The organism is Drancourtella massiliensis (assembly GCF_016900655.1).
Lineage (GTDB): Bacteria > Bacillota > Clostridia > Lachnospirales > Lachnospiraceae > Sellimonas > Sellimonas catena.
The window spans coordinates 105,665-119,273 of the sequence record NZ_JACJKH010000005.1 but is presented as its reverse complement, the minus strand read 5'-3'; the positions used below and the strand labels follow the sequence as shown (position 1 = coordinate 119,273).

The following is a 13,609-nucleotide window of genomic DNA, read 5'->3' as shown; positions in this document are numbered from 1 at the left end:
GGATATGAAAAAGTATGATTATGTGATTGTAGGCGGAGGGTTATTTGCAGGTACTTTTGCGTACTTTGCAAAAAAAGCAGGGAAGACCTGCCTGATTGTGGAAAAAAGAGAAACTCTCGGAGGGAATCTTTACTGTGAGGATATCGAGGGAATTCATGTACACAAATATGGCGCCCATATTTTCCATACAAGCAACAGGAAAGTATGGGATTTTGTCAATTCTCTTGTAGAGTTTAACCGTTATACGAATTCTCCTGTCGCAAACTACAAAGGCGAAATTTACAATATGCCGTTCAATATGAATACTTTCAGTAAGATGTGGGGAATTGCGACTCCAAAAGAGGCGGAAGAAATCATCAACAGACAGAAGGCCGCAGTCAAGGGAGAACCGAAAAACCTGGAGGAGCAGGCCATCAGCCTTGTAGGAGAGGATATTTATAAAAAACTCATCAAAGGATACACGGAAAAACAGTGGGGCAGAGACTGTAAAGATCTTCCGGCGTTTATCATTAAGCGCCTTCCGGTGAGATATACCTACGATAATAACTATTTTAACGATCTTTATCAGGGAATTCCGATCGGCGGGTACAATGTTTTGATTAACGCTCTGTTTGAAGGATGCGATGTAGAGCTTGGCGTTGACTATAACGAGGAAAAAGAGAAATACAATGCACTGGGTGAGAAGGTACTCTATACCGGAATGCTGGATGCATATTACGGATATCGTTTTGGAAAGCTGGAGTACCGGAGTCTGAAATTTGAGACGGAAGTGCTTGATGAGAAAAATCATCAGGGTGTGGCGGTTGTCAATTATACCGACAGAGAAACTCCGTATACCCGGATTATTGAGCATAAGCACTTTGAATTTGGAACTCAGGAGAAAACTGTGATTACCAAAGAATATCCGACCGACTGGGAAGAGGGTATGGAGCCGTATTATCCGGTTAATGACGATAAAAATCAGGAACTTTATCAGAAATACAGAAACCTTGCGGATGAGGAACATCTGCTTCTTGGCGGAAGACTTGCGGAGTACAAATATTATGACATGGACAAAGTGATTGAATCCGCATTTCAGCTTGTGGAAAAAGAATTACAGTAGGAGAGCGTGATTATGGGAGAAAATAAAATCAAAGTCAGTGTCATTATGCCTGTCTATAAGGTAGAAGAATATGTAGGAAAGGCGATTGAGAGCATTCAGGCCCAGACATTAAAAGACTGGGAATTTTTGATCGTCGATGACGGAACTCCGGACCGGAGCGGTGAAATCTGCGATGCCTATGCCGCAGAAGATGAGAGAATTCATGTGATCCATAAAGAAAACGGGGGAGCTCCAAGTGCCAGAAATACAGCAATTGATATTGCAAAAGGGGAATACATGTATTTCATGGATTCCGATGACTGGGCAGAGCCGACCATGCTGGAAGATATGTACAAGCTTGCAAAACGTGATAACGCTCAGCTTGTCGTGGCAGGATTTTATATCGATACCTACTACGATAAAGAGAATTATGTGACAGATGACTATGTGGTGGAGGATGCCGTATATCCGGACAAAGAGTCTTTCCGCCGCAATGCCTACAAACTGTTCGATAAAAACCTGCTCTACACACCGTGGAACAAGCTTTTTGAATCCAGATACATCATGGAAAACAATCTTCGGTTTCCGGAAACATTCTGGGATGATTTCCCGTTTAATGTCAGCATTGTAAGAAACGTAGAACGGGTGACAGTGACTCACAGACAGTACTACCATTTTCTCCGGGCACGTTCCGAATCCGAGACAGCGGCTTACCGCCCGGGAATGTACGAAAAACGGGAAGAAGAACATGGCTGGATGATGGATCTTTATAAGGAATGGCATGTCGGAGACGCGAGAAGCAAAGAGATGATCGCCAGAAGATATATTGAACGCTTTATCGGATGCGTGGAAAATGTCACCAACCCGAAATGTGATATGACAGAAAAAGAAAAACGGGACGAGATCAAAAAGATGCTGGCAAATCCAAGAGTAGAGAAAATGGTCAGAATCGCGAGACCAAGATCTTCCTATATGAAGGTAATGCTTTTGCCGGTACGCTGGAAGAGCACATGGCTTACTTATCTTGAGGCGAAAGTGATCACATTTGTAAAAACAAAGAACACGAAACTGTTTACAAAATTAAAGGCGGGAAGATAATGGAAAAGAGACAACCGTGGATCAGTGTGGTGATGCCGGTGTATAATGCACAGGACTATCTTGCTGACAGTATCGAAAGCGTTTTAAATCAGAGTTTTCGTGATCTGGAGCTGATTGTTGTCGATGACTGTTCCAGTGACAACAGCCGTGAAGTCTGCAAAAGATATGTGGAACAGGACGAGCGGGTACGTCTGATACAGCTGAAAGAAAATATCGGAGCCGGAATGGCAAGAAACCGTGGAATTCAGGCGGCGTCAGGCAGATACCTTGCATTTATGGATGCGGACGATACCATCGAGACAGGGCTGTATAAAAAAGCGGTGGACGCTTCGGAAGACGGCCGGGTTGATATGATCGTCTGGGGAGCAACAGAGCGGTTTTACAACTCAGACGGCGATGTTGTTTCCGAGAACCCGATTCTGCCGGAAAAAGGGATTTGGAAAGAAAAAAGGGAGATTGCGTCTGAGGCATTGACACTGGAAAAGAATACACTGCTGGGATACCAGTGGAATAAATTGTACAGAAGAGAGACTGCGGAAAAATATGAAATCCGTTTTGAGAAAGCAGTGCTCTATGAAGATTTCTTTTTTACAATAAGAATGCTGGAACATTCAGAATCGCTGGCGGCAGTCGATACAGCAGGATACATTTATAATAAACGGTTTAACGGGAGCATTACTACAAAGTTTGTAAAGGAGTATTTTGAACTCAGCAGACGGAGAGTTTATGAAATGTACCGCTTCTGTCAGAGGAGAGACATTCTTGAAGAAGCAGTAGATATACTCGGAGTAATTTATCTGAGATATATTCTTTCCGGACTGATGCGGAACGCAGATCCGCAGTCAAAGATGAAAGGAAGCCAGCAAAAGACATGGGTACATTGCGTGGCCAGGGATGAACTGTATCTGAGAACGGCAGCAATGTGCAGGGTGGAAAATCCGGCACTGAAGCTTCTGCAGAACAGCCTGAATAAAAAAAGAATTCAATCCTGTCTGCTTCTTGGAAAAGGTGTATATGAGGCCAGAAAATACGGGCCTCTTCTGTTTGAAAAAATCAAAAGAAAGTAAGGGTGAATCTATGAAACACATCAAACTGTGGATTGTGTACATTCTGAGATTTGTCTGCAAAGGGATATATTTGATACCGGTGAAAAAGAGAAGAATATACCTTTCAGCAAACAGAGGAACTTCGCTTTCCTGTAACCCGTGGTATATATTTGAATATATACGGGAAAAGTATCCGGGTATATTTGAGTACATCTGGGAATATGACAAAGAGGCGGAACCGATGGACCGGGTAAAGTATGTAAAACCGCATACAGCCGCCTCCATTTACTATATGCTGACATCAGGGATTATTATCAGTAATGACGGGATCGGAAGTTTTATCCCGAAACGGAAAAGCCAGTGCTTTATTAATACCTGGCATGGAGGAGGAGCATATAAAAGAGTTGGAGGAGATACCATTCCGGATCCGAATGACCCGGAAGTGAAGATCAACCGGATCTGCGGCGGTCAGACGGACGTCTTCTTATCCGGATGCAAAAAATTTACGGAGGTCATGCATATTGCAAAGGCAGTTCCGACGGATCGGTTTCTTGAATGTGGAATGCCAAGAAATGATTTCCTTATCAATGGAACTGACAAAGATATCAAAGGAAAAGTATACCGGTATTTCGGCCTGGATCCGGAAAAGAAAATCGTATTGTTTGCACCGACATACCGTGGTGTGGAAGGAAATGCCAATTTTGATCTTGAGATCGATGTGGAAGGCTGCCTCAAAGCGCTGCAGGACAGATTCGGCGGTGAGTGGGTCTTTCTCATGAGAAAACATCATTTTGTGGAACATGTAAAAACGGACGGCTGCATTGATGCCGGTGATTATCCGGATATGCAGGAGCTTCTGTATACAGTGGATGTATTTATTACAGATTATTCTTCCACGATATGGGATTACTCACTGACAAAGAAACCGGGATTTTTATTTGCTCCGGATTTTGACAAATATGAGCAGGAACGGAATTTCTATTCTGATCCGGCAACATGGGCATTCCCGATCGCAAAGACCAATCCGGAGCTCCAGAGGCTGATCCGGGAATACGACGACGAGGAAAGCCGGGAAAAGATCCGGAAGCATCATGAACTTCTTGGAGACACAGAAAGCGGACACGCATCTGAGATAGTATGCAGGAAAATAATACAATTTATCAAAAGACAGTAAGGAGAAAGTATGAAAACAGCAGGAAAAATATTAAAAAAATGCTGGCTGAAAATGGTCATAGTTTTTGTTTTGGTAACAGCAGTTGCCTTTGGAGTAATGAGATTTGCCCAGAATAATGATGCAAAAGAACAAAGAGAAAATCTGACAGTGGGCGCTGTCCTGAAATTTGATATTACTACATATACATATCTTGGAGACGGAACAGCATCTGTTTATGATTATGTGAGTGTATGGCAGAATGAAGATCTGCTCAGTGACTGTGTGGAGCTTCTGGATCAGGGAGATGCAATCCGCACTCTGGATCCTGAGTGGGATGATAAAAATGCCAAATCCAAAAAGGAATGGATCAATGAAAATATCCGGCTTCAGAGACTGGCCACATCTACTATGTATAATATTACTTATAACACAGAGGTTACAGAGGACAGTGTGGAAAGCCAGAAGGAGGCTGCAAGGGAAGTAATTAACTCTTATGTGGAATATGCAGGATCCATTGCGGCGCTTTCAGATGAAAATATTAAGTATGATGTTGCTAAGGAAATTATGAACGAGGAGCCGATCTTTACGCAGGGAGAAGAAAAGGTCAATACGATTTTGGAACTGGGCGTAGGTGCGGTTCTTGGTATCCTTGTATCAGCAACGTATTTCGGAATCAAGGTTATCAGAAGCGATAAGAAGGCAAGATAGGCAAAGGAGAAGGGATGCTTATGAGCAGTTATGTATTGTTGGCAGCGTTATGTCTCCTGCTGATCATAGCCCTGATCATATCCAGAAAGGATATTTTGTCTCCGTTTGCTGTTTCCACGATCATGTTTTTGATCAGTACCGGAGTAGCAGTAGTTTATATGTCAAAATGGCAGTTTTCCCTGTCATATGTGACGGTATTTATTATTATTTCCGCGCTTCTTATATTCGGGGCTGGAGAGGTCTTTTCAAAAAAAGTCTGCGGGTGCCTGTTTAAGAAAGAGCCGGAAATCCGTCTGGACAGAGTTGAGATACCGACGGGACTCACGATTGTCATTATTCTTCTTATGTGTGTATTTCTTCTATACGCCTTCCGTACAATTTATGCATTGTCAGTACAGGGCGGAAATGCGGAAGGATACGGAGCAATGATGACCTATGCAAGAAGAATGACCTTGCAGGAAGGCTACAGCAGAAGCAGAGGGCTGAATCATATTCTTGTTTTTTCAAAGGCGCTATCTTATATTTTCGGATGGGCGGCTCTCCACAATTTTGTGTACCGCAGATTCAAAAAGACTGACTGTCTCTATGCCGTTCCCGTTGTGCTGGGATTTGGCATCTATGCGGTTGGAACAGTGACCCGTGGATTTGCCATCGAGTGGATTGCGTACTATCTCATGCTGTATCTTTTGATGTGCAGTAAAAAGAACCGTTGGAAAAGTATTAATATCTGGAAGATTGCTCTTGTTGGCGGGGGAGCGCTTGCGCTTTTCCTTGTACTGTTTATTTTCCTCGGGATGGCTGCAAACCGGTTTAATCTGGCTTCTATTGTGGATACGATCGCGTTTTATACGGGACTTTCGATTCCGTCTCTGGATCATTACATCGCAAATCATATTCCGGTTTCACAGATCGTTGGAAGTGAAACTTTGTACGGAGTTTATGCCGTGCTGAATAAACTGGGAATGAGTGATGTCAGCATGAACATGGCACTGGAATTTATCAGTTTTAACGGTGTGGAAGGGAATGTATTTACTTCGCTGAGAAGATATATTAATGATTTTGGCTATGTGGGACTTTATATTGTACAGTTCTATCTGGGAGTATTCTATGGATTCTTTTATAACTTCGTGAAGAAACAGTCGTCGGAAGGCCCGATGATTGTATATGCGATCTTTGCGTATCCGCTGGTTATTCAGGCCATAGAAGAAAAGTTCTTTTCTGCATATGTTGCGGTTGGAACTGTAAATCTGTTTATTTATATGATTGTCAGCTATTTAGTGGTATTAAAAATTCCGCAGCTTCTGAAAGAATATAGACAACGAAAAAAGGGCGTAGGATATGAAAACAGGAAAACTAATTAAAAACCTATCATATTCCGTAGTGGCAAACGGGACAAACACTCTGGTTTCTTTGATTCTGGTGCTGTTTGTTCCGAAAATACTTGGAGTGAAAGAATATTCATACTGGCAGCTGTATCTGTTTTATGCATCTTATGTCGGTTTCTTCCACTTCGGATGGGCAGACGGAGTATATTTGAAGTTTGGCGGGAAAAAGTATGAAGAGCTGGATAAAGGCTATTTTCACTCACAGTTCTGGCTTTTGACAATTTTTGAAATTGTGCTTGCAGCGGTTTTCGCAGGTTGTACAATTCTGTTCAGCGAGGATTCAAACCGGGAAATGGTCCTTCTGGCAGTGGCATTATGCTGTGTGCTTCAGATTCCGAGGACATTTCTTCAGTATCTTCTGCAGACGACAAACAGAATTGTAGACTATGCCAGAAACTACCTTTTGGAAAAAATTGTATACGCGCTTCTGGTGATCGGATTTCTTATTGCGGGTGTCAGAAGCTTTCAGATACTGATAGGGGCAGATCTGTTTGCAAGAGGTCTGACTCTTGTTCTGCTTTCAAGAGAATGTAAAGATATCGTGAAGGGGAAAATGCTTGACTGGGCAGGCGGGATCCGTGAGGCATGGGATAATGTGTCCATCGGTATTAAACTGATGATTGCCAATATTGCAGGCCAGCTCCTTGTCGGTATTGTCAGATTTGCGATAGAGAACCACTGGTCCGTTGAAGTTTTCGGAAGGGTATCACTGACAATTACAGCATCTAATCTGCTGCTTGCCTTTATCAGTGCTGTCAGCATTGTAATCTATCCGATGCTGAAAAACATGGATGAAAATCATTATGTTGAAATTTATGTGAAGATGAGAAATATTCTGATGATTTTCGTTCTGGGACTTCTGATTATCTATTATCCGGCGCGTGTCATACTGTCCTGGTGGCTTCCGAAATATGCGGAAAGTCTCCGGTATATGGCACTGCTGTTCCCGATGTGTGTATTTGAAAGCAAATTAACGCTGCTGATCAGCACATATTTAAAAGCATTGAGAAAAGAAAAAGAGTTTATGATTATCAACTGGATTTCCGTGGCGATTACACTGGTGGCAACCGGAATTTCGGTTTATGTGCTGGATAATCTGACGCTGGCGATTGCAATGCTTCCGGTACTGATGGGAATCCGCTGCTGTATCGGAGAAAGCCTGCTGGCAAAAACTCTTCGTTTCTCTTTGTGGAAAGACATGACTGCCGAATGTGTTCTGGCAGGAGGATTTATTCTTCTGAGCTGGAATATAGAATCCTGGCTTTCAACCGTTCTGTATCTGTGTATGTATATCATATACGTAATCTGGAAACGGGATTTTATAAAAGTGATGATTCAGGAAGTTAAAAACAGAATTCAAAACAGGTAAATCCAGAGGAAGATTGATGATGAAAGTAAGTGTAATCATGCCGGTGTACAACGGCGAAAAATTTTTAGAAACAACGGTAAAAACAATATTGGATCAGTCCCTGGATGATTTGGAACTGATTCTGGTTAATGACGGATCAAAAGATGGCTCTGCGAAAATGTGTGATGAATTTGCGCAGATGGATCCGAGAGTCAGAGTGATCCATCAGAAAAATCAGGGCATATGCGGGGCAAGGAATACCGGTCTGAATGCAGCCAGAGGAGAGTATATTGCATTTGCCGATCAGGATGATGACTGTCTTCCGGGGTGGCTGAGCGACAATTATGAAGTGGCAAAAGAATACGATGCGGATCTTGTAAAATCAGGCCGTATTGCGGAGACGATCGATGAAAACGGGAATCTTCTGAAAAAGGATGTCAGAGAACTGCAGAAGAAATTTTATGACCGTGAAGAACTGAAAAAAGCATATTTCGAACTCAGGGATAAGAATGTATTTTCCCCTGTATGGGACGGGCTGTTCCGGAGGGAAGTGATCCAGAAGCATCAGATTCATTTCAGAACCGAGTTCAAACAGGGAGAGGAAGATACTGCTTTTTGTCTTGAGTTCCTGGCTTGTGTAAACCGTTTTGCGACTAACACCGGTGTATATTTTAAACACTATGAGAGATATGCTACCAGTACATCCAGTGTATTTAATATTGAAAGTCTGAACGGGCTGGTCCGTTCGGCCGTGATTGAAGAGAAAGTACTGGAAAAAATGGGAATTGACCGGAAAAGTGACAAAGCACTTTTGAGCAGTGCCAAGCATCATTTGATTCCGGTTCTTGTGCAGCTGTATCATAGAAACTGTAACTGGAATATGAAACAAAGGACAGGCTATATCAGAAAGCTTCATGATGTGCCGGCATTCCAGTATGGGATGAGCCGAGAACTCTTTAAAAGAATCTGGGCACAGGACCGGAAGAAAGCGGTCATTCTGCATGAATTTGTAAAGGGACATGACAGAACGGTTACAATGATTGCCAGATTTTATAAAACCCTGCTGGAAAGAAAATTAAGAGCGACAGTCCGCAAATACGAATAATCTGGAGGAAAGAAAATGAGCAGAATACAAGTCAGTGTGATCATGCCGGTGTATAACTCCGAAGAATATCTGGAGACCGCAATCAAAAGTGTTTTGAATCAGGATATAGAAGAGATGGAACTGCTTCTTGTGGACGACGGGTCAAAAGACAACAGTGGAAACATCTGTGACCGGTATCAGGATGATCCGAGAGTACGGGTATTTCATAAGGAAAATGAAGGAATCTGTGCCACGAGAAATTTCGCGGTGGAGCACGCAGGAGGAGAGTACCTGGTTTTTATTGATAATGATGATGAACTGGCAGACCATGTGCTGTCGGAGAATTATGCGCTTGCAAAAAAATATGACGCAGATGTTGTGAAATACGGATGCAGCATTGAAGAATCTTTTGAAAGCGGATACGTGGAAAAACGTGCGAATGTATTCAAAAAGTTAAGAGTATTCGATCAGAGTAAGGCTGCCAGGTATTATGCCATTGCGGATAAAGAACGCTATTTCAGTTATATCTGGAATGGAATGTACAGAAGAAGCTGGTGGCAGGAGCATCATCTGAAATTCAATACAGAAATCAAATGCGGATTCGAAGACCGTGTACTCAATTATGAGATCTTCAGACTCGCACGGAGACAGGTGCTGAATCCGCATATAGGCTACCGGTATTTCCAGCGTTTCGAACACAGCACATTCAAGAAATTCAACCGGAACATGCTTTATTCCGGACTGCTGTCGGCAGAAGCGGAATACGGTCTGTTCCAGCATCTGAAAGAAAGTGACGATTTTCATTCGGACTGGATCAGAAGATCAGCGGAATATCTGATTGAATTTCTGATGCTGCTCAGCAGAAAAGACAATGATATGTCTCAGGAAGAAGTGGCAGCATTTATGCGGAAACTCAAAAAGAGCAAGGTGTTCCATGACGTGCAGAAAAAGGGAGCCGATCAGAATCTGCCGCTGACCAAAAAAGGAGTCGTCCGTCTGTTCGTAAAGGGCAGATACAGTGCGCTTCTGAGTATTTCCAAAGTATATGTCAGATTTATATTTTTGAAAAAACGGCTTGGAAAAAGATAGGAAAGGTGCGGTAGAAAGATGAAACATATTGCAGTAGTGTTTGCCGGAGGAATCGGCAGAAGAATGAACAGCAAGGCCCTTCCGAAACAGTTTTTAAGGCTGTATGGAAAAGAAATTATCGTATATACACTGGAGCATTTTCAGAATCACAGTGAAATCGACGGAATCGCGGTTGCCTGTGTGGAAGACTGGATTCCTTTTTTGAAAGATCTGACAGAGAAGTATCATCTTGACAAAGTGAAAAAAATTGTGCCGGGTGGAGAAACCGGGCAGCAGTCCATTTACCATGGACTTTGTGCTGCCGGAGAAATTGCGGACGGGGACAGAGCAATTGTCCTGATCCACGATGGAGTCAGACCTTTGATCAACAAGGAGCTGATTTCAAACTGTATACAGAAAGTTGTGGAAACCGGGAGTGCGATTACTACAGCTCCGGCAATTGAGACAATTTTCAGATCAAGTGATAAAAAAACAGTTGAGCAGATCATTGAGCGTTCAGACTGTATGCTGGCAAGAGCTCCGCAGTGCTTTTATCTGGATGAAATTCTGAAAAGGCATCAACAGGCGAAAGAAGAAGGAAGAGAATTTATTGATTCGGCATCTATGATGTCCTTTTACGGAAGCGATCTTCATCTTGTGGAAGGACCGATGGAGAATATTAAAATCACTACGCCGATGGATTATTATACGTTTAAGGCATTAATTGAAGCGGATGAAAATTCACAGCTTTTTGGAGTTTAAAACGGAGGGAATATCATGAATCAGATCATTCGGGAAGATATGGAACGGATCACAGAAGATCCATTTTTTCAACAACTGGCCGGAAACAGGATTCTGATTACCGGAGCCACAGGACTGATCGGCTCGCTTACGGTAAAAGCATGTTTGAGATACAACGAAACGCATGATACAAAGATTTCTGTCATTGGAATGATCCGGAATAGAAAAAAAGCGGAGGAAGTATTTGAGGCGGCCCTGACGAATCCTCATCTGGAATTGGTAGAAGGAGATCTAAGAAAACCGCTTGAAGTTCCGGATGACATTGATTATATTCTCCATACTGCAAGCGTTACAACTTCCAAGCTTTTTGTGGATCAGCCGGTGGAGACCATTGAGACATCCTACCGGGGAACAAAACATGTTCTGGAACTTGCAAAGGAGAAACAGTGCAAAGGAATGGTCTATCTGTCATCAATGGAAATGTACGGGAGGCCGGATCCTTCACTTGAGAGAGTGACCGAAGAGGATCTGGGGTATATTGATGTTCTGAATGTGCGGAGCAGCTATTCGGAAGGGAAACGGATTTCAGAATGTCTCTGTGCTGCCTATGCGGATGAATACAAAGTTCCGGTACGGATTGCCAGACTTGCCCAGACATTCGGAGCGGGTGTGCTGAAAAGTGACAACCGTGTCTACGCCCAGTTCGCAAGAAGCGCGGTAAAGGGCGAGGATATCGTACTTCATACAGAAGGTAAATCAAACGGAAACTACTGTTATACGACAGACGTGATCAGGGCTCTCGCACTTCTTCTCTGTAAAGGGGAAAACGGTCAGGCGTATAATATCTGCAACGAGGAGACGACAACTACCATTGCAGATATGGCAAAAATGGTGGCAGAAGAATTCGGAGGAGGGAAATCAAAGGTTGTTTTTGATATACCGGAAGACGCAAGAACATTCGGCTATGCCCCTGATGTGAAAATGCATCTGGACGCAGGAAAACTCCGCGGGCTTGGATGGAAACCCGAGTTTGGACTCAGAGAAATGTATGCAAGATTAATTGCGGGAATGGAGCAATAGAAAGTTAAGGAAAATGTAAGGGAATTGATAAGAGAATTTCTGGACATTTTATAATAAAACGTGTATCATAATCTTATGTATGTAAATAAAATCTGAGACGAAAGAAGAGGTACAAATATGAAATTGATGAAACGATTGGCAGCCATGCTGCTGGCAGTATGTTTGGTAGTACCATGTGCCAGTCTGGCTGTAAACGCGGCGGATGGGCTGATTTTCTTTACAGATCTGGAGGGAATCAGTGTCGGTGAGACTTTCACCATAACAGGAAGCGTGGTGAATCGTGACGGAAATCTCAGCCAGGTCGATCTTACGATGAGTTACGACAGCACAGCCATGAGGTATGTGGGCGGAGATGATAATGTGACAGATCAGGGAGACGGGACGCTTGTTTACTCCGGATCTGTAGACGGAAGCCGGCTCGATTTTGACATGCAGTTTGAGGCTTTGATCCAGGGTGAGACCAGACTGGAACAGGAGAGCGCGGAAGTTACGGACGCGAACGGCGATACGCTGAACCTGCTTGATCCTCCGGGATATTCAGATGTTCAGATCGTAGAAGGAGACGGAACGGCTGCATCTTCCTCTACTACTGCCCAGGCGAGCGGAGTTACCCTGACAGTCAATGATACGGAATACACAGTTGCAAGCAGCTACCCTGACAGTGAGCTTCCGGCCGGATTTGTTTCCGCAGATATTACAGTTGGCGGAGAGACAGTTACGGGAGCTTCACAGGAAAACGGCAGTGCACAGCTGGTCTATCTTCTTGACGGAAACAATGACGGAGCGTTTTTCCTTTATAATTCCGAAGATAATACAGCTTCCCCGATTCAGATTGTGACATTGACTTCCGGCAGTACACTGATTCTGCTCGGTGACAGAGGAGATGTGACACTTCCGGCAAGATATCAGGAAGTAGAGCTGGATATCTCCGATACACAGACACTGCCGGCATGGCAGGACAGCAAAAACAGCAGATACTATCTGATGAACGCGCTGAATGCATCCGGAGACCGTGCGCTTTACCGTTATGATTCTACCGATCAGACATATCAGTACTACGGTGATGATGTAACAACAACGGCTTCAGGTACAAATTCCGACAGCGGTATTTTCGGAAGAGTTTCGACGTTTGTACAGGATCATGTGGATGTAGTGATGATCGGAGCCGGATTTGCATTCCTTGTTCTGCTTCTCTTGATTATTATTCTGGCAGTGAAGCTTCACCGCAGAAATCTGGAGCTGGATGATGTGTATGATGAACTGGATGAACTGACAAAGAAAAAAGGTTCCGACGGACCGGGAGGACCGGAGCGCAGAAGCGAGAGCAGAGAGAGCGCGGAAAATCTTCCGGAGATTCAGATGCCTGAAGAGCAGTTCGATGAATTTGAGCAGTACGGTGACGAAGACTTCGAGGAGTATGACGAGTCCGAAGACGAAGAGTTTGAGGATTATGACGACGACTATGAGGACTTCGAAGACGATTACGAGGATGAAGAAGAGTCCGATGAAGACAGTGACTATGATTCGGATTACGATGACTTTGAAGAGGATTATGAAGATACAAAGCCGTCTAAAAAATCCAGACGTAGTAAAAAGAACAACGAGCAGAATAATGATGATGACGATGATTTTTCCATAGACTTTATTGATCTGTAGGAAATTGTCAAGATACAAAAACAGCAGGATTTTTCCTGCTGTTTTGTGTTTTGGTGTAATTTTCGGACGTGGAAGGAACAAAATAATGCTTTACATCTATTCCGGAAGATGATAAAATAGTGCACGTGATACAAAAGTATAAAAAAAACGGTTGATTGTGC

Annotated in this window: 12 protein-coding genes; all 12 read left to right on the top strand. The window is 43.3% G+C overall.

All coding sequences use genetic code 11. From position 1 onward, the window contains the following. Positions 1 to 4 precede the first annotated feature (4 nt). The 12 genes from glf to H6A32_RS04255 all read left to right on the top strand — a co-directional run bounded on the left by glf (position 5) and on the right by H6A32_RS04255 (position 13,448). Positions 5 to 1,102, top strand: a complete 1,098-nt coding sequence (glf, locus tag H6A32_RS04310; RefSeq protein WP_118635800.1) for a UDP-galactopyranose mutase — start codon at positions 5 to 7, stop codon at positions 1,100 to 1,102. 12 nt (positions 1,103 to 1,114) lie between these two features. Then, complete coding sequence (locus H6A32_RS04305; protein WP_087168353.1) at positions 1,115 to 2,179, top strand: glycosyltransferase family 2 protein; 1,065 nt, start codon at positions 1,115 to 1,117, stop codon at positions 2,177 to 2,179. Further along, the gene (locus tag H6A32_RS04300; RefSeq protein ID WP_087252537.1) at positions 2,179 to 3,246 is read left to right on the top strand and encodes a glycosyltransferase family 2 protein; all 1,068 of its coding nucleotides are present in this window, start codon (positions 2,179 to 2,181) and stop codon (positions 3,244 to 3,246) included. Before H6A32_RS04305 ends, H6A32_RS04300 begins: the two co-directional genes overlap by 1 nt. Then, positions 3,194 to 4,399, top strand: coding sequence for a CDP-glycerol glycerophosphotransferase family protein (locus H6A32_RS04295; RefSeq protein ID WP_346342240.1), 1,206 nt, complete (start codon positions 3,194 to 3,196; stop codon positions 4,397 to 4,399). The genes H6A32_RS04300 and H6A32_RS04295 overlap by 53 nt, the downstream gene beginning before the upstream one ends. Before the next feature lie 9 nt (positions 4,400 to 4,408). Continuing rightward, positions 4,409 to 5,086, top strand: coding sequence for a hypothetical protein (locus H6A32_RS04290; protein ID WP_204863825.1), 678 nt, complete (start codon positions 4,409 to 4,411; stop codon positions 5,084 to 5,086). Between the two features lie 20 nt (positions 5,087 to 5,106). Beyond that, positions 5,107 to 6,447: an O-antigen polymerase gene (locus H6A32_RS04285; protein ID WP_158099225.1), complete on the top strand. Its 1,341-nt coding sequence runs from the start codon at positions 5,107 to 5,109 to the stop codon at positions 6,445 to 6,447. Then, complete coding sequence (locus tag H6A32_RS04280; protein WP_118635802.1) at positions 6,425 to 7,840, top strand: lipopolysaccharide biosynthesis protein; 1,416 nt, start codon at positions 6,425 to 6,427, stop codon at positions 7,838 to 7,840. Before H6A32_RS04285 ends, H6A32_RS04280 begins: the two co-directional genes overlap by 23 nt. 19 nt (positions 7,841 to 7,859) lie before the next feature. Further along, positions 7,860 to 8,924 (top strand): glycosyltransferase family 2 protein, encoded by a 1,065-nt coding sequence (locus tag H6A32_RS04275; protein ID WP_171027850.1) that lies wholly within the window; start codon positions 7,860 to 7,862, stop codon positions 8,922 to 8,924. Between the two features lie 15 nt (positions 8,925 to 8,939). Further along, positions 8,940 to 9,992, top strand: coding sequence for a glycosyltransferase family 2 protein (locus H6A32_RS04270; RefSeq protein ID WP_087252543.1), 1,053 nt, complete (start codon positions 8,940 to 8,942; stop codon positions 9,990 to 9,992). A gap of 18 nt (positions 9,993 to 10,010) precedes the next feature. Continuing rightward, positions 10,011 to 10,733 carry an IspD/TarI family cytidylyltransferase gene (locus H6A32_RS04265; protein WP_087252544.1) on the top strand — a complete coding sequence of 241 codons (723 nt, stop codon included), beginning with the start codon at positions 10,011 to 10,013 and terminating at the stop codon, positions 10,731 to 10,733. A 15-nt stretch (positions 10,734 to 10,748) separates the two neighbouring features. Further along, positions 10,749 to 11,792: an NAD-dependent epimerase/dehydratase family protein gene (locus tag H6A32_RS04260; protein ID WP_204863824.1), complete on the top strand. Its 1,044-nt coding sequence runs from the start codon at positions 10,749 to 10,751 to the stop codon at positions 11,790 to 11,792. 117 nt (positions 11,793 to 11,909) lie between these two features. After that, complete coding sequence (locus H6A32_RS04255) at positions 11,910 to 13,448, top strand: cohesin domain-containing protein (RefSeq protein WP_087168343.1); 1,539 nt, start codon at positions 11,910 to 11,912, stop codon at positions 13,446 to 13,448. Positions 13,449 to 13,609: the final 161 nt, after the last annotated feature.

Coding starts and splice junctions, on each gene's coding strand:
- H6A32_RS04255 (WP_087168343.1), top strand. CDS start 11,910: ATGAAATTGATGAAACGATTGGCAGCCATGCTGCTGGCAGTATGTTTG.
- H6A32_RS04300 (WP_087252537.1), top strand. CDS start 2,179: ATGGAAAAGAGACAACCGTGGATCAGTGTGGTGATGCCGGTGTATAAT.
- H6A32_RS04260 (WP_204863824.1), top strand. CDS start 10,749: ATGAATCAGATCATTCGGGAAGATATGGAACGGATCACAGAAGATCCA.
- H6A32_RS04295 (WP_346342240.1), top strand. CDS start 3,194: ATGAGGCCAGAAAATACGGGCCTCTTCTGTTTGAAAAAATCAAAAGAA.
- H6A32_RS04280 (WP_118635802.1), top strand. CDS start 6,425: ATGAAAACAGGAAAACTAATTAAAAACCTATCATATTCCGTAGTGGCA.
- H6A32_RS04270 (WP_087252543.1), top strand. CDS start 8,940: ATGAGCAGAATACAAGTCAGTGTGATCATGCCGGTGTATAACTCCGAA.
- H6A32_RS04275 (WP_171027850.1), top strand. CDS start 7,860: ATGAAAGTAAGTGTAATCATGCCGGTGTACAACGGCGAAAAATTTTTA.
- glf (WP_118635800.1), top strand. CDS start 5: ATGAAAAAGTATGATTATGTGATTGTAGGCGGAGGGTTATTTGCAGGT.
- H6A32_RS04305 (WP_087168353.1), top strand. CDS start 1,115: ATGGGAGAAAATAAAATCAAAGTCAGTGTCATTATGCCTGTCTATAAG.
- H6A32_RS04290 (WP_204863825.1), top strand. CDS start 4,409: ATGAAAACAGCAGGAAAAATATTAAAAAAATGCTGGCTGAAAATGGTC.
- H6A32_RS04265 (WP_087252544.1), top strand. CDS start 10,011: ATGAAACATATTGCAGTAGTGTTTGCCGGAGGAATCGGCAGAAGAATG.
- H6A32_RS04285 (WP_158099225.1), top strand. CDS start 5,107: ATGAGCAGTTATGTATTGTTGGCAGCGTTATGTCTCCTGCTGATCATA.